Source organism: Acinetobacter sp. ANC5681, from assembly GCF_023488045.1.
Lineage (GTDB): Bacteria > Pseudomonadota > Gammaproteobacteria > Pseudomonadales > Moraxellaceae > Acinetobacter.
This window is the reverse complement of the sequence record NZ_JAMFKZ010000001.1, coordinates 41,899-62,590: the sequence shown is the minus strand read 5'-3', so window position 1 is coordinate 62,590 and position 20,692 is coordinate 41,899. Positions and strand designations below refer to the sequence as shown.

At 38.2% G+C, this 20,692-nt stretch carries 22 protein-coding genes; 16 read left to right on the top strand and 6 right to left on the bottom strand.

Annotation, left to right across the window (positions count from 1 at the left end; translation table 11 throughout):
• Positions 1-190: 190 nt before the first annotated feature.
• The 9 genes from M5121_RS00285 (at position 191) to pal (ending at position 8,225) form a co-directional block, all read left to right on the top strand.
• Entirely contained in the window at positions 191-1,531 is a 1,341-nt protein-coding gene (locus tag M5121_RS00285) for a deoxyguanosinetriphosphate triphosphohydrolase (RefSeq protein WP_249569840.1), read from the top strand.
• Positions 1,532-1,587: 56 nt separating this feature from the next.
• Complete coding sequence (gene ruvA, locus M5121_RS00280) at positions 1,588-2,190, top strand: Holliday junction branch migration protein RuvA (protein ID WP_249569838.1); 603 nt, start codon at positions 1,588-1,590, stop codon at positions 2,188-2,190.
• Between the two features lie 18 nt (positions 2,191-2,208).
• Positions 2,209-3,204 carry a Holliday junction branch migration DNA helicase RuvB gene (ruvB, locus tag M5121_RS00275; RefSeq protein WP_005161224.1) on the top strand — a complete coding sequence of 332 codons (996 nt, stop codon included), beginning with the start codon at positions 2,209-2,211 and terminating at the stop codon, positions 3,202-3,204.
• A 173-nt stretch (positions 3,205-3,377) separates the two neighbouring features.
• Complete coding sequence (ybgC, locus tag M5121_RS00270) at positions 3,378-3,785, top strand: tol-pal system-associated acyl-CoA thioesterase (RefSeq protein WP_005161226.1); 408 nt, start codon at positions 3,378-3,380, stop codon at positions 3,783-3,785.
• A gap of 24 nt (positions 3,786-3,809) precedes the next feature.
• Complete coding sequence (gene tolQ / locus M5121_RS00265) at positions 3,810-4,508, top strand: protein TolQ (RefSeq protein ID WP_004661166.1); 699 nt, start codon at positions 3,810-3,812, stop codon at positions 4,506-4,508.
• The gene (gene tolR, locus M5121_RS00260; RefSeq protein ID WP_087536408.1) at positions 4,508-4,960 is read left to right on the top strand and encodes a protein TolR; all 453 of its coding nucleotides are present in this window, start codon (positions 4,508-4,510) and stop codon (positions 4,958-4,960) included. The genes tolQ and tolR overlap by 1 nt, the downstream gene beginning before the upstream one ends.
• A 3-nt stretch (positions 4,961-4,963) precedes the next feature.
• Positions 4,964-6,253, top strand: a complete 1,290-nt coding sequence (gene tolA / locus M5121_RS00255; RefSeq protein ID WP_249569836.1) for a cell envelope integrity protein TolA — start codon at positions 4,964-4,966, stop codon at positions 6,251-6,253.
• A 96-nt stretch (positions 6,254-6,349) separates the two neighbouring features.
• Positions 6,350-7,633 carry a Tol-Pal system beta propeller repeat protein TolB gene (gene tolB, locus M5121_RS00250; RefSeq protein WP_249569834.1) on the top strand — a complete coding sequence of 428 codons (1,284 nt, stop codon included), beginning with the start codon at positions 6,350-6,352 and terminating at the stop codon, positions 7,631-7,633.
• Between the two features lie 22 nt (positions 7,634-7,655).
• A complete protein-coding gene (pal, locus tag M5121_RS00245) occupies positions 7,656-8,225 on the top strand; it encodes a peptidoglycan-associated lipoprotein Pal (RefSeq protein ID WP_087536406.1) in 570 nt (189 codons plus the stop codon).
• Positions 8,226-8,275: 50 nt separating this feature from the next.
• Here the strand turns inward: pal and M5121_RS00240 are convergent, their stop codons facing one another.
• Positions 8,276-8,461 (bottom strand): NF038105 family protein, encoded by a 186-nt coding sequence (locus tag M5121_RS00240; RefSeq protein WP_005161254.1) that lies wholly within the window; start codon positions 8,459-8,461, stop codon positions 8,276-8,278.
• Positions 8,462-8,637: 176 nt separating this feature from the next.
• Here M5121_RS00240 and M5121_RS00235 point away from each other — a divergent pair, with 176 nt between their 5' ends.
• The 5 genes from M5121_RS00235 to M5121_RS00215 all read left to right on the top strand — a co-directional run bounded on the left by M5121_RS00235 (position 8,638) and on the right by M5121_RS00215 (position 11,908).
• Entirely contained in the window at positions 8,638-9,609 is a 972-nt protein-coding gene (locus M5121_RS00235; protein WP_087536405.1) for a class 1 fructose-bisphosphatase, read from the top strand.
• A gap of 59 nt (positions 9,610-9,668) precedes the next feature.
• Positions 9,669-10,445: a TrmH family RNA methyltransferase gene (locus tag M5121_RS00230; RefSeq protein WP_249569832.1), complete on the top strand. Its 777-nt coding sequence runs from the start codon at positions 9,669-9,671 to the stop codon at positions 10,443-10,445.
• Between the two features lie 156 nt (positions 10,446-10,601).
• The gene (locus M5121_RS00225) at positions 10,602-11,213 is read left to right on the top strand and encodes an RNA polymerase sigma factor (RefSeq protein ID WP_249570067.1); all 612 of its coding nucleotides are present in this window, start codon (positions 10,602-10,604) and stop codon (positions 11,211-11,213) included.
• On the top strand, positions 11,206-11,529 hold the full coding sequence (locus M5121_RS00220; RefSeq protein ID WP_005161264.1) for a hypothetical protein: 324 nt from the start codon (positions 11,206-11,208) through the stop codon (positions 11,527-11,529). Before M5121_RS00225 ends, M5121_RS00220 begins: the two co-directional genes overlap by 8 nt.
• Positions 11,519-11,908 (top strand): DUF3106 domain-containing protein, encoded by a 390-nt coding sequence (locus tag M5121_RS00215; protein WP_249569830.1) that lies wholly within the window; start codon positions 11,519-11,521, stop codon positions 11,906-11,908. Before M5121_RS00220 ends, M5121_RS00215 begins: the two co-directional genes overlap by 11 nt.
• 95 nt (positions 11,909-12,003) lie before the next feature.
• On the opposite strand, the gene M5121_RS00210 is transcribed toward M5121_RS00215, so the two are convergent.
• The 4 genes from M5121_RS00210 to cxpE form a co-directional block, all read right to left on the bottom strand.
• Positions 12,004-14,475 carry a CSLREA domain-containing protein gene (locus M5121_RS00210; protein ID WP_249569828.1) on the bottom strand — a complete coding sequence of 824 codons (2,472 nt, stop codon included), beginning with the start codon at positions 14,473-14,475 and terminating at the stop codon, positions 12,004-12,006.
• An 18-nt stretch (positions 14,476-14,493) separates the two neighbouring features.
• Positions 14,494-16,341 carry a rhombotarget A gene (rbtA, locus tag M5121_RS00205; protein ID WP_249569826.1) on the bottom strand — a complete coding sequence of 616 codons (1,848 nt, stop codon included), beginning with the start codon at positions 16,339-16,341 and terminating at the stop codon, positions 14,494-14,496.
• Between the two features lie 115 nt (positions 16,342-16,456).
• A complete protein-coding gene (gene hda, locus M5121_RS00200) occupies positions 16,457-17,152 on the bottom strand; it encodes a DnaA regulatory inactivator Hda (protein ID WP_087536399.1) in 696 nt (231 codons plus the stop codon).
• Positions 17,153-17,172: 20 nt separating this feature from the next.
• On the bottom strand, positions 17,173-18,366 hold the full coding sequence (gene cxpE / locus M5121_RS00195; RefSeq protein ID WP_005161270.1) for a chloramphenicol efflux transporter CxpE: 1,194 nt from the start codon (positions 18,364-18,366) through the stop codon (positions 17,173-17,175).
• A gap of 134 nt (positions 18,367-18,500) precedes the next feature.
• On the opposite strand from cxpE, the gene purM reads away from it, so the two are divergent.
• Together purM and purN are read left to right on the top strand one after the other, a co-directional pair.
• A complete protein-coding gene (gene purM / locus M5121_RS00190; RefSeq protein ID WP_249569824.1) occupies positions 18,501-19,571 on the top strand; it encodes a phosphoribosylformylglycinamidine cyclo-ligase in 1,071 nt (356 codons plus the stop codon).
• A complete protein-coding gene (purN, locus tag M5121_RS00185) occupies positions 19,568-20,197 on the top strand; it encodes a phosphoribosylglycinamide formyltransferase (RefSeq protein ID WP_171063585.1) in 630 nt (209 codons plus the stop codon). The genes purM and purN overlap by 4 nt, the downstream gene beginning before the upstream one ends.
• Positions 20,198-20,374: 177 nt before the next feature.
• On the opposite strand, the gene M5121_RS00180 is transcribed toward purN, so the two are convergent.
• Positions 20,375-20,626 carry a hypothetical protein gene (locus M5121_RS00180; protein ID WP_249569822.1) on the bottom strand — a complete coding sequence of 84 codons (252 nt, stop codon included), beginning with the start codon at positions 20,624-20,626 and terminating at the stop codon, positions 20,375-20,377.
• Between the last annotated feature and the right edge of the window lie 66 nt (positions 20,627-20,692).

The following is a 20,692-nucleotide window of genomic DNA, read 5'->3' as shown; positions in this document are numbered from 1 at the left end:
TGACTCTTTTACGCCACCATCAACACCTTATACAAGCAACATATGCGAACCAACAAATGCCTTAAATTATGATTGAATACAAAACTATAAACGACAACATACTTATCTAAGACAACTTATGTCGCCCTACTCTAGTGCTTTAATCTTTTTTTTGGCATGATGATCTTGAACTCATAGTGAATAATGATGAATGGAACAAATGCGTTGGTTGGAATTGCTTTCCGCAATTCGTTTAGGCAGTAAAAAAAGTAGTACAGAATTGGCTCGAAGCCCATTTCACAAAGATTACGATAGAATTATATTTTCCCAAAGTTTTCGACAACTGAATAGAAAAACTCAAGTTCACCCATTGACTCAACACGATGGTATTCATACTCGACTGACTCATTCGCTTGAGGTTTCTTGTATTGGCCGCTCGCTCGGCATGTTGGCTGCTGAAAAAATCAAAGATGAATTACCAATGTGGATTTCACCAGCAGATGTTGGTGCAATTATTCAGGCAGCTTGCCTTGCACATGACATTGGTAATCCCCCCTTTGGACATGCAGGTGAATATGCGATTCGGGAATGGTTTGATGATGCATCGCATCGTGACTTTCTCAGCCAATTAACACCCGAAGAAGCAGCAGATGTACGTCAGTTTGAAGGCAATGCACAAGGACTTCGTCTACTTAGTCGTATTGATTATCATCCTGATGATGGTGGCATGCGTTTGACCTGCGCCACACTCGGAGCTTATTTAAAATATCCATGGTTATCTAAAACCATTGAAGAACAAGGCGATATGCCATCGCATCAAAGAGCAAAATTTGGTTGCTATCAATCTGAAAAAGAAATCTTAAAACAATTGGCTGAACAGCTCGGCTTAATTCAACTCGGTGAATATCATTTTTGTCGTCATCCGCTGACCTATTTATTAGAAGCTGCAGATGATATGTGTTATGCACTTATTGATTTGGAAGATGGCATCATACTGAATATGCTCAGTTATGAAGAAGTTGAGCCGATCTTTCTCAATTTAATTGCCGATTTCGGTCTACCAGAAGAATTACACCTACCCCATACCACATGGCAGCAAAAAATCGCAGCTTTGCGTGGGCGTGTGATGAAACGTCTTGTCGATGAAGTCACTACTGCTTTTGCTAAACATCATTATGAAATTTTAACGGGTCAGCTTAAAGGCAGTCTTTTACAATATTGTTCACCTGATATTGAGGTAGGTATCCAAACTGCCAAGAATCTCGCCAGAGATCGGATTTTTGAGCATCCGCAAAAGTCAGGTTTAGAGATCATTGCTCATCAAAGTTTACAAACTATTTTAGATGCCTTTGTGCCCTTAACCATGCCGCACAAGACCCTAAGTTTTAAGGAACAACGGTTGATGTCTATATTGCAGCATTCAGGTGCACATTTCCAAAGCAACCATTACCACAATATTATGCAAGTTCTCGATATTATTAGTAAGTTCTCGGATCATCAGGCTTATAGCTTGGCGCAAGAGTTGCAAGGCAATAAAGTTGGGTTCTTTTAAAACAGAGAACTTTATCTTTTAATTTGAATTTTCAAAACAACAGTGAAACGAGTTTTATGATCGGATGTTTAATTGGCGAGGTGTTTGCCTTAGAAGCCCCAACCGTATTGCTGAATGTAAATGGTGTAGGCTATGAAATTGACACACCACTTTCGACATTTTGCCAATTACAAAAAGGACAGAAAGTCACTTTATGGACACATTTGGTGGTTCGAGAAGATGCACAGCAACTGTATGGTTTTAGTGATGCACAAGAGAAAATTATTTTTCGTACTTTACTCAAGGTCAATGGTGTCGGTCCTAAAATGGCGCTCGGTATTCTTTCGACTTTGAGCGTGGACATGATCATCCATACAGTCGAACATGGTGATGTAAAAACACTGGTCAAAGTCCCGGGAGTTGGTACAAAAACAGCTGAACGTTTAATGATTGAACTACGTGATCGTTTTAAAGCATTTTCAACCACTACCGTTTCAAATAATACAGCATCCACTCAAATACAGTTCACTGGAAATTCTGCTGTTGCCGAAGCTGAAGCCGCTTTACAATCACTGGGCTACAAACCACTTGAAGCACAAAAATTGATTCAAGCCGTTAAAGCAGATTTTACCGAAGCCAGTGATATTATCCGAGCTGCACTTAAGTCATTGAATAAATAAAGATAGACCGAACTCATTATGCAAGACCGTTTAATCAGTGGTTCTGAAAAACCAGAAGATCATTTTGATCGTGCGATTCGCCCAACCTCTCTTGAAGACTATATTGGTCAGCCAGTGGTACGTGAGCAAATGGAAATCTTTATTGGTGCTGCACGAGGTCGTGGTGAAGCACTCGACCATACCTTGATTTTTGGTCCACCGGGTTTAGGTAAAACCACATTGGCGAATATTATCGCACGCGAAATGGGCGGTAATTTAAAATCCACCTCTGGTCCTGTATTGGAACGAGCTGGAGATTTAGCGGCGATGCTGACCAATTTGGAAGAAGGCGATGTCCTTTTTATTGACGAAATCCATCGTCTATCCCCTGTTATTGAAGAGATTCTTTATCCGGCAATGGAAGATTACCAATTAGATATTATGATTGGTGAAGGTCCTGCTGCCCGCTCAATTAAATTAGATCTACCACCATTTACATTAGTCGCAGCAACAACGCGTGCGGGGCTACTCACCTCGCCTTTACGTGACCGTTTTGGGATCGTGCAACGGCTGGAGTTCTATTCAGTTGAGGACTTAACCTATATTGTCACCCGTTCGGCAAACTTGATGGATGTTCCGATTACCAAAGAAGGTTCAACTGAAATCGCTAGACGTGCACGTGGTACGCCACGTATTGCCAATCGTTTATTACGTCGTGTTCGAGATTATGCACAAGTGAAAGGCACGGGTGAAGTGACACAAGAGATGGCACAACGTGCTTTAGACATGCTTAATGTAGATAAAGATGGTTTAGATACTTTAGATCGCCGTTATCTCAGTATGTTACTTGAGCGTTTTGAAGGTCGTCCAACAGGTGTTGAAGCTTTAGCAGCCGCGATGGCTGAAGATAGCGGAACACTTGAAGATGTGATTGAGCCGTATTTAATTCAGCAAGGTTATGTGATGCGTACTGCGCGTGGGCGTATTGCAACCAATATGGCGTATTTGCAGTTTGGTATGACACCGCCAGAATGAAATTATTAGGTTTCTTTTATAAATTCTTTATTTTCTTCTTAATAGAAGAAAATAAAGAGGGTCTAAACAATTATGAAAGAAGTCTAATATGTTATTTATTACTATTCCCATCCTATCATTGACGCAATATCATTCCCTCAATTGCTCGCAGTATGCAGAAATAGGTTAAGGATATGGCTAATCATTTTGAATTTAATATTCGTGTATATATTGAAGATACAGATGCAGGTGGTATCGTTTACCATGCCAATCACATTCGTTTTATGGAACGCACGCGAACTGAATGGTTACGTGCAGCAGGCATCGATCACTACTGGCATCAACAAGACTACAACTTCGTTGTACATCAAATTCAGGTGAAATATGTACGCCCTATATTAATGGACGATTTAATTACCGTTACAGCACGTGTTATTTCGTGTAAAGCCGCGTCTTTTGTGTTGCAACAAAATATTTATCGTGGTGAAATCTTGCTTGCTTCAGGTGAGGTTACGTTGGCATGTTTAAACAAAGAGTTAATGCCACGTAGACTTCCTGAAGAAATACGTGATCTGATTCAAAAAGAATTAGCACAGGACTAAAAATAAACTTTCGGCACTCAACTTATGGCAACTAATTTAGAATCTTCTCTACATATTTCTGACCTGATTTTACAAGCCAGCCCAGTCGTGCAATTGGTCATGTTGATCTTATTACTAGCGTCAATTTTCAGCTGGTACTTAATTGCCAAATTACATATGGGTTTTAAAAAAGCAGCTCAAGATGATGAGCATTTTCAAAAAATGTTCTGGTCAGGTGCCGAATTAAACACGCTCTACAATAATGCTCAGTTAAACTCGAAACGTAGTGGCCTAGAAGATATTTTTTATCAAGGTTTAGGTGAGTTTTTTAAACTACAAAAACGCAAAGCAGATACCAATCAAACCATTGAAGGTACTGAACGTATTCTTCGTGTCGGTCTAAGTCGTGATCAAGGCGGTTTAGAACAAGGTTTAGGAGCGCTTGCGAGTATTGGTTCTGTTGCGCCTTATATCGGCTTATTCGGTACGGTTTGGGGCATTATGAATGCCTTTATTGGCCTTGCTGCCGTTGATCAAGTTACTTTGGCAACCGTAGCACCGGGTATTGCTGAAGCACTTATTGCAACGGCAATCGGTTTATTTGCAGCAATTCCTGCTGTGCTGGCTTTTAACCACTTCACAGCGAAAGGTGAATCTATTTACTCAGATCGTGCGTTATTCGCAGAAGAAATGGTCGCTCTTTTACAGCGTCAAGCGATTGGATCGACACAGGAAGATGCATAATGGCAATTCAACGATCTGGGCGTTTTGAACGCATTAAAAAACCACTGAAAAGTGATATGAACGTTGTACCCTATATTGACGTTATGTTGGTACTTTTAGTCATTTTTATGGTCACTGCACCTATGATTACCAGCGGCATCAAAGTTGATTTGCCCCAAGCGAATAATAATCCTATCGAATCGAAAGACATGCCTGCAATGGTAACGATTGGCAAAGATGGCAATATTTATTTGCAATACCAAGATCATAAAGATAGTGAACCTCTTTCACTTGAGCAGCTTGAAGCTATTTTGAGTGATGCTCAAAAGCAAGCGGAACAAGAAAATAAACAACTCACCGTATTAGTGAATGGTGATAAATCTCGCCCCTATGGTGAGGTTGTATCACTCATGGCTAGTTTACAAGAAACCGGTTTAACTCAAGTTGGTTTACTGACAGAGCCATTAAAGTAAGTTATGAAAAAATTTCAAGAGCCACCTTTTAAACAAAATGCAATTGCGCTAGGTTTTACCCTTGGGGTACATGCAATTGCGATTGTTGGCTTGCTTTTCTTAGGTCTAAGTAAACCGCCTGAGCAACCGAAAAAACTGACGACTGTTCTCATCAAGCCTGAAGATTTACCACCACCGATGGCAAAACCTGTAGAACAGGAAACGACTGCTGAAAATCAAGCGGAAGAAATATTAAGCCCTGTTGTAGATAATACTCAACCTGAAAATGTTCCTGTCACTCCACTAACGCCTACTGCACAGCAACTCGCTGATGCAAAACAAAAAGCAAAAGAAGCAGCCCAAGCAAAACAAGCAGAAGAACAACGCAAAATTGCCGAAAAACAACGTGCAGATGAAGAAGTAAAACGTCAAACAGAACAAGCTGCTGCCGATAAAGCTGCGAAAGACAAAGCCGCTGCTGACAAAGCATCAAAAGACAAAGCTGCCGCTGATAAAGCTGCAAAAGACAAAGCCGCTGCTGATAAAGCTGCTAAAGACAAAGCTACTGCTGATAAAGCTGCTAAAGACAAAGCCGCTGCTGATAAAGCTGCTAAAGACAAAGCCGCTGCTGATAAAGCTGCTAAAGACAAGGCCGCTGCTGATAAAGCAGCTAAAGACAAAGCCGCTGCCGATAAAGCTGCGAAAGACAAGACCGCTGCTGATAAAGCTGTAAAAGACAAAGCCGCTGCCGATAAAGCTGCGAAAGACAAGGCCGCTGCTGATAAAGCTGCAAAAGACAAAGCTGCTGCCGATAAAGCTGCGAAAGACAAAGCCGCTGCTGACAAAGCATCAAAAGACAAAGCTGCCGCTGATAAAGCTGCAAAAGACAAAGCCGCTGCTGATAAAGCATCAAAAGACAAAGCCGCTGCTGATAAAGCTGCAAAAGATAAAGCAGATGCCGAAAGAGCCGAAGCAGATGCAAAAGCCGCTGCTGCTAAAAAGGCAGAGCAAGAGGCAGCTCAGAAAAAGGCAGATTCGAAAAAAATTGCTTCGACTGCCAAACGTGATTTCACAAATAAAATTGAAAGAGCTTGGAATGTCCCTGCTGGTTCAACAGGACAAAAAGCAACAGCCCGTGTAACACTTAGTGATAGTGGTGCTGTTTTATCTGTGATTGTAAATTCTAGTGATCCCGATGTAAAAGCAAGTGTAGAAGCCGCTGTTCGAGCCGCTGCTCCTTACCCTATGCCAGATGACCCTGATGCACGCCGTGAAGCAAGAAGCTTTACTTCTAGCTTTACTGCAAAACAGTAATGAATAGTTAACGTTACATGCTTTTAATAGAACAAAGCCTGTAACTATGTTAAATAATCAACAGCCACAAAAATACGAACATAAGTAATTGTAACTATGGACAAGACTCGTAAACACCTCATCTCTTTAGCAGTTTTGACTGCTATTAGCGCAATTGTTCCAACAGCAACTTTTGCACAACTTCACCTTGAAATTGCAAAAGCACCCGAACAAGCGCCAAAAATTGCAATTATCCCTTTTACAAATGACAGTGCGATTTATCCAATCATTGAAAATGATTTAAATCGTTCAGGTCGATTTACAAGTGCATCGCAAAACTTACCTGCAACTGCAAGCATCAACCAAATCCAAGCTGGTGATTGGCAAAATGCTGGTGTTCCATATGTGGTGGTTGGTCAAATTAAAACCATCGATGCGAATACATTTGAAATCCATTACCAACTCTATGATGTACAAAAACAACAATATTTATTAAATGAAGTGCTGACTGTACCAAGCTCTCGTGTTCGTCAAGCTGGGCATATGATCAGTGATGCGATATACCAAGCACTAACTGGTATTGCGGGTGATTTCAGCGGTCGTATCGCTTATGTATTACGTAATCCAGAAACCCCTGCTCAACGTTATACATTACAAATTGCCGATACTGATGGCGAACAACCTAAAACGGTACTGTCATCACGAGATCCAATCCTTTCTCCAACATGGACACCTGACGCTAAAAAGATTGCTTATGTCTCTTTCGAAACTAAACGTCCTGCAATTTACATTCAGGATTTAGCAACGGGTCAACGTGAGGTTTTAGCGAGCTTCAAAGGCTTAAATGGTGCACCAAGCTTCTCGCCCGATGGGCAATCTATGTTGTTCACAGCATCTATGCATGGTAATCCTGAAATTTATCAGATGAATTTAAATACGCGCCAATTACAGCGTATGACCAATGACTCAGCGATTGATACCGAAGCACGTTATGCACCTGATGGAAAATCATTTATTTTTACCTCAGATCGTGGCGGTTCTCCTCAAATTTATCGCTACAGTTTTGATGATAGTTCAGTTAAACGCCTTACCTTCAAAGGTGCATTTAATGCACGCGGCACGTTAAGTGCTGACGGTAAAAAAATTGCTTTAGTTCATCGACCAAGTGGCAGTAATTACAAAGTCGCATTACAAGATATTAATACAGGGATCACTAATATATTGACACCAACCAGTCTGGATGAGTCACCAAGTTTCTCTCCGAATGGGCAGATGGTTGTTTATGCAACACGTGAGGGTAACCGCGGCTTACTCTCTATTATGTCTACAGATGGTCGATTCCGTATGAATTTACCAAGCGAACAAGGTGAAGTCCGTGAACCCGCTTGGGCACCAAAATAAATTTGATTGATTGGAGAATCACATGAATATTAAATACCTAACACTCCCACTCTTAGCTGCGACGATTGCTTTCACGGGTTGTGCGAGTCGTAAACCTGCTGCTGAAATCACAGCAGGCAATACAGCACCTAATACATCAACCACGGTAAGCACTGACGGACTAAGTGAAGATGCTGCATTGAATGCACAGAACTTGGCTGGCGCTTCATCAAAAGGGGTAACTGCTGCGAACAAAGCATTTTTAGCGAAACGTGTTGTTCACTTTGATTACGATAGCAGCGATCTATCAAATGATGACTATCAAACACTTCAAGCACATGCACAGTTCCTTGTTGCAAATGCTAATTCTCGGGTGGCATTGACAGGTCACACGGATGAACGTGGTACGCGTGAATACAATATGGCTTTAGGTGAGCGTCGTGCAAAAGCGGTCGAAAGTTTCTTGATTACCAATGGTGTCAACCCACAGCAGTTAGAAGCCGTGAGCTACGGTAAAGAAGCACCTGTAAACCCGGGTCATGACGAAGCAGCGTGGAAAGAAAATCGTCGCGTAGAAATTAATTATGAAGCAGTGCCACCATTATTAAAATAATGTTCAGATTTGCAATAAAAATGCTCACAATGTGAGCATTTTTATTTTGATTAAGATGAAGATTTTTGCTTCGACTGAGGTTGCATCGACTCAATCATATCGTGCTTATTAAATTCTTTGTACTCAGGCTTCGCTTCATACTCTTTCCAAGCATCTTTCACACTTTCTTTCGAAATCGTATCTAAGCTAATCGATTCACTTGGCGTGGGGGTAGCTTCAAAATTTTTGGTTGACATCGTTACTCTCCAAACTTCCTGTCTAGTATGCAATCAACATAGCATGTAATAGAATGCTTGTAATCACAAAAGCAACATAAATAAAGTAAGATAATTTTTATTTTCGAGCGATCTCATCTAGAATAGCGACATTCTTTTTATCAATTTTTGATGCGGCTAAATCGGAGCAATTCAATATGTCAAACCTTACATTATCCCAATATTTAGAACAACAAAAAGGGAATTTGACACCAGAATTGGCACAAGTCATTGAAACAATCGCGGCAACATGCCAAACCATTGACCAAGCACTACAAAAAGGCGCTTTAGCTGGTATTTTAGGCAGTGCTGGCAACGAAAATGTACAAGGTGAAACTCAAAAGAAATTAGATGTCATTTCTAACGACTATCTTATTGATGCATTAAAAGCGCATCCGCAAGTAGGTGGATTAGCTTCTGAAGAATTGGATGATTTCACACCTGCCCAAGAAAATGGCAAATATTTAGTGTTATTCGATCCACTCGATGGTTCAAGCAACATCGACATCAACATGTGTGTCGGTACAATTTTCTCTATTCTTCCCGCTAAAAATGCAGTCACTCAATCTGCAGATTTTATGCAAGCGGGTACTGAGCAAGTCGCTGCTGGGTATGTACTTTATGGTCCTTCGACCATGTTAGCGCTTACCGTAGGTGCAGGTGTTGTATTCTTTACTTTCGATCCAACCACTCAAACCTTCCTACTTACTACGAATCAAGTTCAAGTTTTAGCAGATACACAAGAATTCGCTATCAACTCATCAAATCAACGTCATTGGGAAAATCCAGTGAAACGCTATATTGACGAGCTTTTAGCGGGTAAAACATCAGTCCGTGAAAAAGATTTCAATATGCGTTGGGTTGCATGTATGGTCGGTGATATTCACCGTATCTTATGTCGTGGCGGCATCTTCCTCTACCCTTATGATCTCAAAGATCCTAAAAAAGCAGGTCGTTTGCGTTTAATGTATGAAGCAAATCCAATGAGCATGTTAATTGAACAAGCTGGTGGTGCCTCTACGACAGGACGTGTTCGCATTATGGATATTCAACCAACAGAATTACACCAACGTGTTCCTGTTATAATTGGCTCTAAAAATGAAGTGGAACGCGTAACAAGCTACCACTAATTACTTTTATATTCAGGGCATTATTATCATCTTATAATGCCCTTTTGGATCTTTATATTATGGCTGTTATTTTTCTAGAATCAAAAGACAATGCAAAAATCAAACATTTGCGTGGGCTGATCGAACTCAATAGTGCTCGAAAGAAACATCAGCAAACTGTTCTAGAAGGTACTCATCTGTGTTTAGCATGGCTACAACAACATAAAAAAATCTTTTCATTATTTACGACTGAACAAGCTCTCGATCATTCTGAATTACAAAAGGTGATTGAATTACACCAGGGACATATTTTTGTCATTAGTGAAGTACTGTATAAAGATTTAAGTACTTTAGGTACAACTCTGCCTTGTTTAGCAATTGTCGATCTCCCTAAAACATCATTAACAATTGATTTTAAAGCTGATACCTTAATCTTAGAAAATGTGCAAGACCCTGGAAATGTTGGTACGCTATTGCGTTCGGCTGCCGCAGCCAACATTAAGCAAGTAATTTGTACGCAAGGTTCAGCCTCTCTTTGGTCCCCACGTGTATTACGCGCAGGAATGGGTGCCCATTTTAGCGTACATTGTTTTGAGAATTTTCAGTTAACCGACATTCTTCCCAAGTTTCAAATTCCTGTGTTTGTAACGAGTTCACATCGTTCAACCAGCTTGTATAGCAAAGATTTAAAGCAAGCATGTGTTTGGATTTTAGGTAATGAGGGACAAGGTGCAAGTGACTATGCCCTAGAACATGCTCAGGCTGTTACTATTCCTCAACCGGGTGGGCAAGAATCTTTAAATGTTGCCATCGCTGGATCAATTTGCTTTTTTGAAATGGTTCGCCAACGCCAATAAAACGTTAAATTATTTTAAATACGATTTTTTTAATGAAAAAATCCATTACACTCATTAAATAATTGCTTAAGTTGTCAACGCATCCACCATTTTCAACGTTATATGATTAATGAATTGAAATAATGGTGGGTATCCATGACAGGATTTTCCATCTCTATGGATTTAGCACCGAAACAGGCTCGAACTGAAAATGGTACTGATTGTAGTACTGTTGAACAACGTCTGTGTTTTTTTATGCAAGACGTTACAGGTCGTGCACTTGTGATGATGGAAAGTGCAACTCAGGGACAACAAGGCATTGCAATGGATTTGGTACAAGAAGCCTTTATTTCATTGCATAAATCGTATTCAGATAAAAGTATTGAAGAATGGTATCCATTGTTTTATACCATTTTAAATAATAAATTACAGGATTGGAGGCGCAAAGAAGCTCGTCGAGCAACTCCTTTCTCATTATTCAAAAAAATTAGCTTAGACGATGATGAGGAAATTATTGATGTGGTAGATGAATCTACCCCCAATCCATTCGAATTTCTGAACCAAGAAGTCACAATGGATGAAATTCAGGCTGCCATCAACCAATTACCAGTACGTCAACAGCAAGCATTTATGTTAAGAGCTTGGGAAGGTTTTGATACGGCAACCACCGCTCAAATTATGAATTGCAGTGAAGGTAGTGTAAAAACCCATTATCATCGTGCAATCCAAGGGCTTAGAATTGCTTTAGAGCATTTAAATCCACATACGGGAGGGTCATCAAATGAATAAAGATGAGTTCACTAAATCAGTGACTTCCAAACTCGATCAACTAGCAAAAGAGCAACATCACAAAAAAATGTTAGTGATGAACCATGTTCTAGATACTGTTCAAAAGAAACCAACCTCTTATTATAGTCTGTGGAAAATGGGAGGCTTTGCTTTAGCAGCAGCTCTTACTGGTATTGTTGTATTACCAAGCTCTCTACAACTGAACGATAAGCCACAAAGTCAGGTCGTTGTAAATCCAAAACTTTCACCACAAATGGTTGAAGATATGGAAATGTTGATGGTACTTGGTGAGGATAAAGTTCCACATGGCAGCTAAGAAAATAGCAATAGTTGTGTGTACACTCAGCTTACTTCAAACAAGTTTTGCTGGTTCTGAGCGTTTTTGGGTGTTCTCAAAATCAAATAAACCAACTACAGAAGAAGCTTGGGATGATTTATCTCCAGAAGTACAACGTGTTCTTATTCAACGTTATCAAAGTTTAAAAGAAATTCCAACTGATCAAGGCTCTCAACTTCAACAAAGAATGGAATGGTTTACTCAGCTTCCAGAAGATGAAAAACAAAAAATGCGTAATGTTTGGCAAAAACTGGGAACTCAGGAACGGAACACTTTGCGTAAACGTATGCAAAATGCCAGTGCCGAAGATAAAGTGAACATCCGTGAAGAATACTTAAGCAAATATTCTGAACACTAATTGTTTTTATATGAATTTCTCTTTAGTTGTATATATTTAATTTATAATTTGAACATATAAAAAGAGCGCTTTAAAAGCGCTCTTTTTATTCACTCTTACTTTTTATAACGACGATATGCTAGTAAACCCAACAAACCTAATGCAGAGAAGATACCCATACTTCCTCCGCCGCTTTTCGCAGGTCGAGTATCATCCGAGGTAGTTGCTGTACTAATTACGTTTACAGTTGCTAAATTTGAAAGTTTTGGTGTTTCATCATTATCATAAACTTGATAATTAAACGAATAATTAAATGGATTAAAAGTATTTACTTCTTGAATATAAATATTTCCACCATAACACGTTTCTTTTTGATCAGGCGGAGGACATTTACCTTTACGATCAGCAGTAACTATTAGATTTTTTGTTGGGACATTCGATAATCTTATCGGTAATTCTAACCCATCTTCATTTATCCAAAAGTCTGACTTATTAGGTTTTGTTTCAGGACCTTTACCACCTGGGCCTGTATCACCTGCATCGTTAGCTAGTTCTAAAAGATTCAATTTTGCGATTTCTTTTTGCTGATACTTTAATGTCACAGATGTATCTTTAGCTTCAGGTGCTTGATTTGTAAATGAGGCCTTAATTAAACCTTTTGTTTGTATTGTATGATCATTTTTATATGTGATGGTATAACTACACAAAGCTTGTTCACCATCTTGTGTAATCGTATCATCTTTTCTATATACAACAATTTGTTGAATCTCAGGAACCCAAGTACATACTAAATTTCTATCTTCACGAGAATTTAGTTGACCATTAACAACTGAACCAACCCCAACCGTATCAACTTTAATATCATATAATTCTGGGCTGAAAAAATCTAAATGATGACTATCATCTTCGTGTGGTAATGGAAGTTGAAATGATTGTAAGTCAATATAAATAGCCCGATATTTTAAATTTTCTTTTTTATCATAATATTCAACCAATTTTTTATATGGTTCTAATCGGTATTTATAGTAGGTAAGATATTCTGGATCATTTGGGTTTTTAACTAGATTATCAAAAAAATCATTCTGAACCTTATAATTACTTATTAATTGACTCAATGATCGATTAGTAATACTGTCAATATCACCTGCAGTTAATTTCATCAATTCTACAGAACCAATATCACATGTATTTTTTGCTTCCGGTTGATAAAATAATACTCCATCAGCAAGACGAGCTAATCCTCTTTGATCATATTCACTACAACCAATTGCACCTTCACTACTTACATTCACTAAATCCTGCTTATCGCCCCCTGCTTGTGTTATTCTTTTTGGATAATACATTGGTAAAAAAGCAGTATATTGAGATGCTGGGGCCATTGAACTTAATACAGTATCCATCGCAACATTGGTTAAATCAATGTTTGTTGTATTATCTTTATATACCTCTTCGGGTAAATCACATTTGCCATTATTTAATAATGAAAATGCATTATAGATAGCACCAATTGCCACATTATCTTCTTTTGAAGCATCACCCAACAAATAACGACAAGAATATGCTCCTGAATTATAAGCAATTATATTAAAAAGCAAAGTCTTTATACCAATCTTATCATATAGAAAAGTTGTATATGCTTTATTTTCTACAATAGTGTTACTTGTTAGTGCTAATGCACTACCGCTACTTAATATTGTTGAATTGTTTTGATCTTCAGATCCAGCTTTTGTATCACCACTAAATTTTATTAAATTTCCTTTGACAGAGTTAGCGGTATTCTGAGCAATCGTATTTGCTTCCAATTCTGCTTTAGGTAGACCACAAAACTCCAACATACTTAATGAAGTATCCGATCCATTTTTTATCAGACTACTTGCTGTAAAACTTATATTTCTTTCCGAATATAGATTATCATTCTTACAAGCCATTGCAATTACACTACCAACTGTAGCGTCATTACCTTCAAATAAACTTTTAGAAATTGTAGCCGAAGCAGCTAGTCCAGCTAGATAAATTGCCCCACCTGCACCAGTAGTTGCTTTAGAGTTTAATACCTTAATACTTTGTAATGTAATATTTGCACCAGCATAAATTGCACCACCATTTCCCTGATTAGGCGCAACACCATTCGCAAGTATTAAATTCGTTAAAGTTAAAGCGTTCTTACCAGCAGTTGTATTAAAAATTCGAGAATTCTCTGCTTTGATAGTAGTCTTAATTTCAACTTGTGCAGGATATTGATTTGACACATCATTAATTAGAACATTCTTTTCATTCCAATTAGCTGGAGCTGCCCCCCAAATTCTCACTTCTGAGTCAGGTGTTAATTCACTTTTTATCGTATATTCACCCGCTTCTAATTGGATATCTTGAGTATTAGAATAAATATCTGCAACAACACAACCATGTGCAGATACACGCGTTTTTGCAACCTCTAAAGCTTCTCTGATTGAACAAAGAGAATCTTCTTTATTTTCATCATTAAAGGTAGTCACTTTAATTGGTGCTGTTGCACTATTTGTTGCAGCTAACAATGGCATAGCTGAAACAACCATTAACGCTAATAAGGTTTTCTTATAATTTTTCATCTCATTTATCATCCTTGATTATGATTTAAAACGTCTCAATCCAATTAAACCAAACACCATTAAAATCCATCCAAAATCCATGCTGCCAACATTTACAGTTTTACTTTGAAAATTATTTGGCGGATCTTGGACAATTGTCGTAGGAATATCAATATAATAATTTGAAGGGTCATTAAGCCTAGTGATTGTAGTGATTACACGGATATTAAATTTATCTGCACCATGCCAATTACCATTTGGCACATAGACAATATTCCCTTTTGAATCTATTGTTAATTTACCTTTTGACTTTGTTTCAGTCTGTTCAATATTAAGACAACCTGGTTGCCATGGTAATCCGTTAGCATCTGTATCACTCTTAAATATTATTTTACACGCCTCAGGATCAACTAATTCACCATCCAATAAACTATTCGCAATACTAAACTTTGCGATTTGACCATATAGAATATCTTGCCCAGCAATTTCTACATCATTACGATTTACTACCAACTCAATCGCACCTAGATCACATAGTTCACTATAAACACTGCGCGCTTTACCTCGTTGATCAGAGGTTTCACAACTAATAGCCCCCTTGTTTGTCCCATCGCTAAAAATCCTCCCCTTATTAATGATTAGAGAGTCAGACAATGAATTATAAGAAGTTAATAATCTTGGTTGAAAAAAACCTAACATTTGATCTTTGGGAGTCGTATAAGGACATAATAATCCTTTGTCCTGAGGTAAATCACAATCCCCCTCCACTTGTCCACCTGCGATCAAATCAGTGTTTAATAGAAAATTTGGCAGTCCAGCGGGTGCATTACGATTGCAATCCACCTCTGTCAAATTACTTTGAATAACCGAAGAATCATTACTATCTGCAACACAGTTTTTATTATTTTTAGCTATGATACTATTTAAAATAAACGCACCATTCTCTAATTCAGCGGGTTTTGTGTCAGTAGCAGGGGTTGAAATCCATTTCGGAGCTTGCAAATATAGTCCAGCATCATTATAAATCATCGTAATATTATTGATGACCATTCCCCCTCGAATATTTGCTACATAGCCTCCCTTATTATTAAAAATGGTTGAATTTCTGAGTCCAAAAACTCTCAACAAGAGCGCATTCGAGATTGCGGTATCACTATAAGCATTTTGTACATATAAAATACTTCCATTTGCTTTTACTTCATTATTCTTTATCACTGATTGAGTAATATTATAACGAGGAACCTCACTATAAATGACCGCCCCCTGATCAGCTTTATTACCTTCAAAAATAGTATTACTTACACTAACAACACCTGCAGTTTTCTTGTCAGATAGTAAACCTTTATTATAAATAGCACCGCCTAAACTTGCATTACCATCCATCAATCTAGAGTATTGAATTGTTAATATTTCACGATTTAGAATCAAGCCACCTTCAACTACTTTCTGCGATGACCCTTTAAGATTCAGCTCTTTTAAGCCCACTGATAAAAGTTCATTTTCTACATTATTATCATCTATAATAAAAACACTTTCCGAACCCAACATTTTAATAGTAGCATTATTTAAACCTTGCTTATTATCATTAAAATCAGTACTGGAAGCAGTATTAATAGTCATCGATGCTTTAATTTGTATTGCCTTATTTAGAGTGTACTCTTTATCACGTTCTAGAATAATAATCGATGAAGCATCCTTATTACCACAACCATGATAACCGTTTTCAAATTCTTTTTGAGTACGATTATTTAAGAATGTTACAGCTTCACGTAATGAACAAACGGTATCATCTTTGTCTTCATCAACTAATGTTGTAACTTGAATATCCGCAGAATATACATGTCCAGTAATCGCAAATAAAGCGCAGGCAAGCGTCCGTTTGAGCATACCGTTCTCCTTCTATTTTCATTTTTCTTAGTATTGCAAACTACAAATTTGCAACCACATTCCTTTGTGCGTACTTTGTCATAGCTGTCAAAATTACTCAAGAAATTTTATGCGATTAGTGATATTCATCAATCAGAGCAAAAATTTGCTTAATCGTCGTATTTGAGAGCTTTGTTTTCTCACCTTTCAACATCTTTTCAAGTTGGGCAAGTGTCTGTAATAGAATGGAAGCTTGATGTGGCCCATTACTCAACAAATAATCAATAATTTGTTGGTCAAAATGAATTCCTCGCCTCGTCATAACAGAGTGTAATAAAGCCTGTCGATCTGTATATGAGCTTCCATTTGGCACTTTGACACTGACCGCTTGAGTCAGTCTCGACTGTAAGTCAGGTAATTCTAATTTTAATTCTATCGGTGCTACACGAGATGAAAAGACCAGTTGTCCATCATGATTATTCATTAAATGAAAAACAGCTTTTTGCCAATGAGGTACACCACTAATTGCATCAATATCATCTAATGCCACTAAATCATAAAACTCTAATGAAGTAATCGCTTCAATTGGTGCATCTAATAATTCTAATAATGAGACTTTTATTGCACGACGACCCAATTCTAAATATGAATCACAAATTGCAGAGAGTAAATGGCTTTTACCAGTACCAGCACCGCCATAAACATAAAAGCGATTTACCAGTCCAGTATGTAACTGTCGTATCGCATCAACTACATGACCCCACCCTGGCCCCGAAAAATCGCTAATTCGCGCATCGAGCTGTGGTTCTATATCGAGTTGTAGTTGACGCATATCGTTAATTTGTTCCTCAATTACTTTAGATCATTTGAATGTGAAGTTTCGCTATCTTGAGAGTTTTTAATCTCAATATCAAGTTCTACATCACCAGCATCTACATTTATACGTTGAATTTCACCATGTTGAATACTGACCTCAATTGGAGATCCGTAAAATCGACTTTTTTCGTAATTATCTCTTGCGTGTTTAAGTAACACGACGATAACAGCCGCTACAGGCAAAGCAATCAGCATCCCTAAAAAACCACCCAGTTGAGCACCAGCTAGTACCGCAAATACAACAGCAACAGGAGATAGACCAATTTTGTCACCAAGTAAGAAAGGCTGCAAAATATATCCTTCTACCATTTGCCCAATCATAAATACAATACCCACTAAAAGTAACTGCATCCAATCAAGACCAAACTGGAATAATGAAGCAATCACGGCTGCGATAATACCAACACCAAAGCCTAGATAAGGGATAATACTGGCCAAACCAGCAATCATTCCAATAATTAAACCCACTTCTAAACCAATGATTTGCAGGCCAACGGCATACACTATTCCTAATAGCAGCATTACGAGGAACTGACCTTTAACAAACGCTCCAAGGACACTATGACATTCACGAACAATGACTAAGGTTGATTCTTCATATGGACGAGGTATTAAACGACGCATACTTTGCAACATTCTTTCCCAATCAAGTAAGAAATAGAATGAAATGATAGGAATCAAAATAAATACGCCACCTAATTGAATAAAATTCAAACCAGATTGTGCTAAACGTAAAGCCATGGCTTGAATACTATCTGCACTGTAATTCGTTTGAATGTATTCCATAATTGCTTTAGAAATCTGTTCTGTATCCAACTCCATTGGAACAACATTAAAAGTATGGGATACCCAAGGTAGAAATGTCGCATTTACCCAATGTATACCTGCTGGAATACTATCTCGCGCATAGATTAATTGCTTCCAAACCAATGGAACAAGGAACCATAAAACAACTGTTAAGGTTACGCCAATCCCAACAAAGACGAGACTGATCGCCAACCAACGAGGTAATTTAATTTTTACAAGGACATCTACAAGGGGACTAAAGAGATAGGCAATAAAAAAAGCGCCAACAAATGGTAATACAACTGGTTTTAATAGATACAACACCCAAAGTAGTAATGCGAGTCCTGCGAGGATAAAGATACGACGTAGTACCTGATCTTGCATAAAATCTAGCCTTTTTTCGTGTAATCGTTATAAATGGGAAAAAAATTTAATTAAAGATAGCATTTTCGAGCATAAATAACATAAGAGTTTCGTATATTCAGGTTATAATCTGCCGCCAATGCGGAGACTTCACTATGAGCAACTCAACTTCTACCCCAAATACTGGTTTAAGCTATAAAGATGCGGGCGTCGACATTGAAGCGGGCGACGCACTGGTCGATCGTATCAAATCTGTCGCTAAGCGTACCACTCGTCCGGAAGTCATGGGCGGTTTAGGTGGTTTTGGCGCACTATGCAAAATTCCAAAAGGCTATGAAGAACCTGTATTGGTTTCTGGCACAGACGGCGTAGGTACAAAATTACGTTTAGCGTTAAATCTAAATCGTCACGACACGATTGGTCAAGATCTTGTTGCAATGTGTGTAAACGATTTACTTGTTTGTGGTGCTGAACCATTATTTTTCCTAGACTACTATGCAACAGGTCATTTGAATGTTGATGTTGCAGCAAATGTAGTAACGGGTATTGGTAAAGGTTGTGAACTTGCTGGCTGTGCACTTGTTGGTGGTGAAACTGCTGAAATGCCAGGTATGTATGAAGGCGAAGATTACGATCTTGCTGGTTTCGCTGTTGGTGTAGTTGAGCATAGTAAAATTATTGATGGCACTAAAGTAAAATCTGGTGATGTACTTATCGGGGTTGCATCAAGTGGTGCGCACTCTAATGGTTACTCATTACTACGCAAAATTTTAGATGTTAAGAACGTTGATTTAACTCAAATCGTTGATGGTCGCCCACTTGCAGATGTTGCAATGGAACCAACACGTATTTATGTAAAACCAGTACTTGAACTTTGCAAACAAGTTGATGTCCATGCAATGGCACACATTACTGGTGGTGGTTTACCAGGTAACTTACCGCGTGTTCTTCCAAATGGCGCACAAGCGGTGATTGATGAATCAAGCTGGGAATGGTCAGAATTATTCCAACTATTACAACGCGAAGGTAATGTAGAACGCTTTGAAATGTATCGTACATTTAACTGTGGCGTTGGCATGGTAATCGCTGTTGATGCAAGCGAAGCTGATAAAGCCATTGATGTATTAAATATTCAAGGCGAAAAAGCATGGAAAATTGGTTATATCCAAGAAAATGCTGAATCAGTTGAAGGTGCAGACGAAAAAATTCGCGTGATCTTTGCATAATGAGAATTGCTGTCCTTGTCTCAGGCAACGGTAGCAACTTACAAGCCCTGATAGATGCAAATCTATCGGGGCAAATCATTGGTGTACTCTCAAATAAAGCTGATGCATATGCATTACAACGTGCTGAGAAAGCCAATATTGCAACCGCTGTTATTTCACATAAAGATTATCCAAATCGAGAAAGCTTTGACGATGCTATGCATCAGCAATTGCTTGCTTGGGAAATTGACTTAGTTATCCTTGCAGGTTTTATGCGTATTTTAACGCCAAACTTTGTCAGTCAATGGCAAGGTAAAATGTTAAATATCCACCCTTCTCTGCTGCCTTTTTATAAAGGAATTAATACCCATCAACGTGTATTAAATACTGGAGATCGCTTGCATGGTTGTACCGTTCATTTTGTCACTGCTGAACTAGATGCAGGACAAAGTATAGCGCAATCCGCCATTCAAGTGAGTTTGCATGATAATGTAGAAAGCCTAGCACAACGTGTGCATGAGCTTGAACACTTCATCTACCCTCAGGTTGCAGAATGGTTATGTAATGGTCAACTCACTTGGACAAATGGTCAAGCATATTTCAATAAAAAACCTTTAGAACGACCAATTCAATTTGCTCAATTCTAAAAATAAAACACATCTTCGGATGTGTTTTTTATAATTCAATTTTTAAATTTTCACTGTTTTTCTATATAAGGATAATGAAGATAAATTGAAGCATAATATGTTTAGAGGAAGACCAATTTCCCAAAAGTAATACAAATCAATCGGAATAATAAAAAAATAAACACACCACTTAAAATATTATTCAAATTGTTGTTGCGAAAGCAAAAATAAGGCTAAGATTGGAAGAACATCTACAATTAAGAATAAGTAAATGTAAGGGTGTTGAACCAAGCGCCCAACAGAGGTGTTCAAACTTAGCCATAACAATTGTTGGTTATTTTGATAATAAAAATATTCTATCCCATAGAAAAATAGAATACCTAACATGTATACAGCTACACCATAAGTTTTCCATCGTTCTTCTTTATAAATTATTTGAATAAAGCGCATTTCTTATTGTCCATTAATTCAACCAAGTTTTGATCACCTCATACTTGGTTGAATTTCGTATTTTTT

What these genes read in the sequence shown, in the direction of transcription:
- M5121_RS00285 (WP_249569840.1), top strand. Translation starts at nt 191, where the DNA reads ATGGAACAAATGCGTTGGTTGGAATTGCTTTCCGCAATTCGTTTAGGC.
- ruvA (WP_249569838.1), top strand. Translation starts at nt 1,588, where the DNA reads ATGATCGGATGTTTAATTGGCGAGGTGTTTGCCTTAGAAGCCCCAACC.
- ruvB (WP_005161224.1), top strand. Translation starts at nt 2,209, where the DNA reads ATGCAAGACCGTTTAATCAGTGGTTCTGAAAAACCAGAAGATCATTTT.
- ybgC (WP_005161226.1), top strand. Translation starts at nt 3,378, where the DNA reads ATGGCTAATCATTTTGAATTTAATATTCGTGTATATATTGAAGATACA.
- tolQ (WP_004661166.1), top strand. Translation starts at nt 3,810, where the DNA reads ATGGCAACTAATTTAGAATCTTCTCTACATATTTCTGACCTGATTTTA.
- tolR (WP_087536408.1), top strand. Translation starts at nt 4,508, where the DNA reads ATGGCAATTCAACGATCTGGGCGTTTTGAACGCATTAAAAAACCACTG.
- tolA (WP_249569836.1), top strand. Translation starts at nt 4,964, where the DNA reads ATGAAAAAATTTCAAGAGCCACCTTTTAAACAAAATGCAATTGCGCTA.
- tolB (WP_249569834.1), top strand. Translation starts at nt 6,350, where the DNA reads ATGGACAAGACTCGTAAACACCTCATCTCTTTAGCAGTTTTGACTGCT.
- pal (WP_087536406.1), top strand. Translation starts at nt 7,656, where the DNA reads ATGAATATTAAATACCTAACACTCCCACTCTTAGCTGCGACGATTGCT.
- M5121_RS00240 (WP_005161254.1), bottom strand. Translation starts at nt 8,461, where the DNA reads ATGTCAACCAAAAATTTTGAAGCTACCCCCACGCCAAGTGAATCGATT.
- M5121_RS00235 (WP_087536405.1), top strand. Translation starts at nt 8,638, where the DNA reads ATGTCAAACCTTACATTATCCCAATATTTAGAACAACAAAAAGGGAAT.
- M5121_RS00230 (WP_249569832.1), top strand. Translation starts at nt 9,669, where the DNA reads ATGGCTGTTATTTTTCTAGAATCAAAAGACAATGCAAAAATCAAACAT.
- M5121_RS00225 (WP_249570067.1), top strand. Translation starts at nt 10,602, where the DNA reads ATGGATTTAGCACCGAAACAGGCTCGAACTGAAAATGGTACTGATTGT.
- M5121_RS00220 (WP_005161264.1), top strand. Translation starts at nt 11,206, where the DNA reads ATGAATAAAGATGAGTTCACTAAATCAGTGACTTCCAAACTCGATCAA.
- M5121_RS00215 (WP_249569830.1), top strand. Translation starts at nt 11,519, where the DNA reads ATGGCAGCTAAGAAAATAGCAATAGTTGTGTGTACACTCAGCTTACTT.
- M5121_RS00210 (WP_249569828.1), bottom strand. Translation starts at nt 14,475, where the DNA reads ATGAAAAATTATAAGAAAACCTTATTAGCGTTAATGGTTGTTTCAGCT.
- rbtA (WP_249569826.1), bottom strand. Translation starts at nt 16,341, where the DNA reads ATGCTCAAACGGACGCTTGCCTGCGCTTTATTTGCGATTACTGGACAT.
- hda (WP_087536399.1), bottom strand. Translation starts at nt 17,152, where the DNA reads ATGCGTCAACTACAACTCGATATAGAACCACAGCTCGATGCGCGAATT.
- cxpE (WP_005161270.1), bottom strand. Translation starts at nt 18,366, where the DNA reads ATGCAAGATCAGGTACTACGTCGTATCTTTATCCTCGCAGGACTCGCA.
- purM (WP_249569824.1), top strand. Translation starts at nt 18,501, where the DNA reads ATGAGCAACTCAACTTCTACCCCAAATACTGGTTTAAGCTATAAAGAT.
- M5121_RS00180 (WP_249569822.1), bottom strand. Translation starts at nt 20,626, where the DNA reads ATGCGCTTTATTCAAATAATTTATAAAGAAGAACGATGGAAAACTTAT.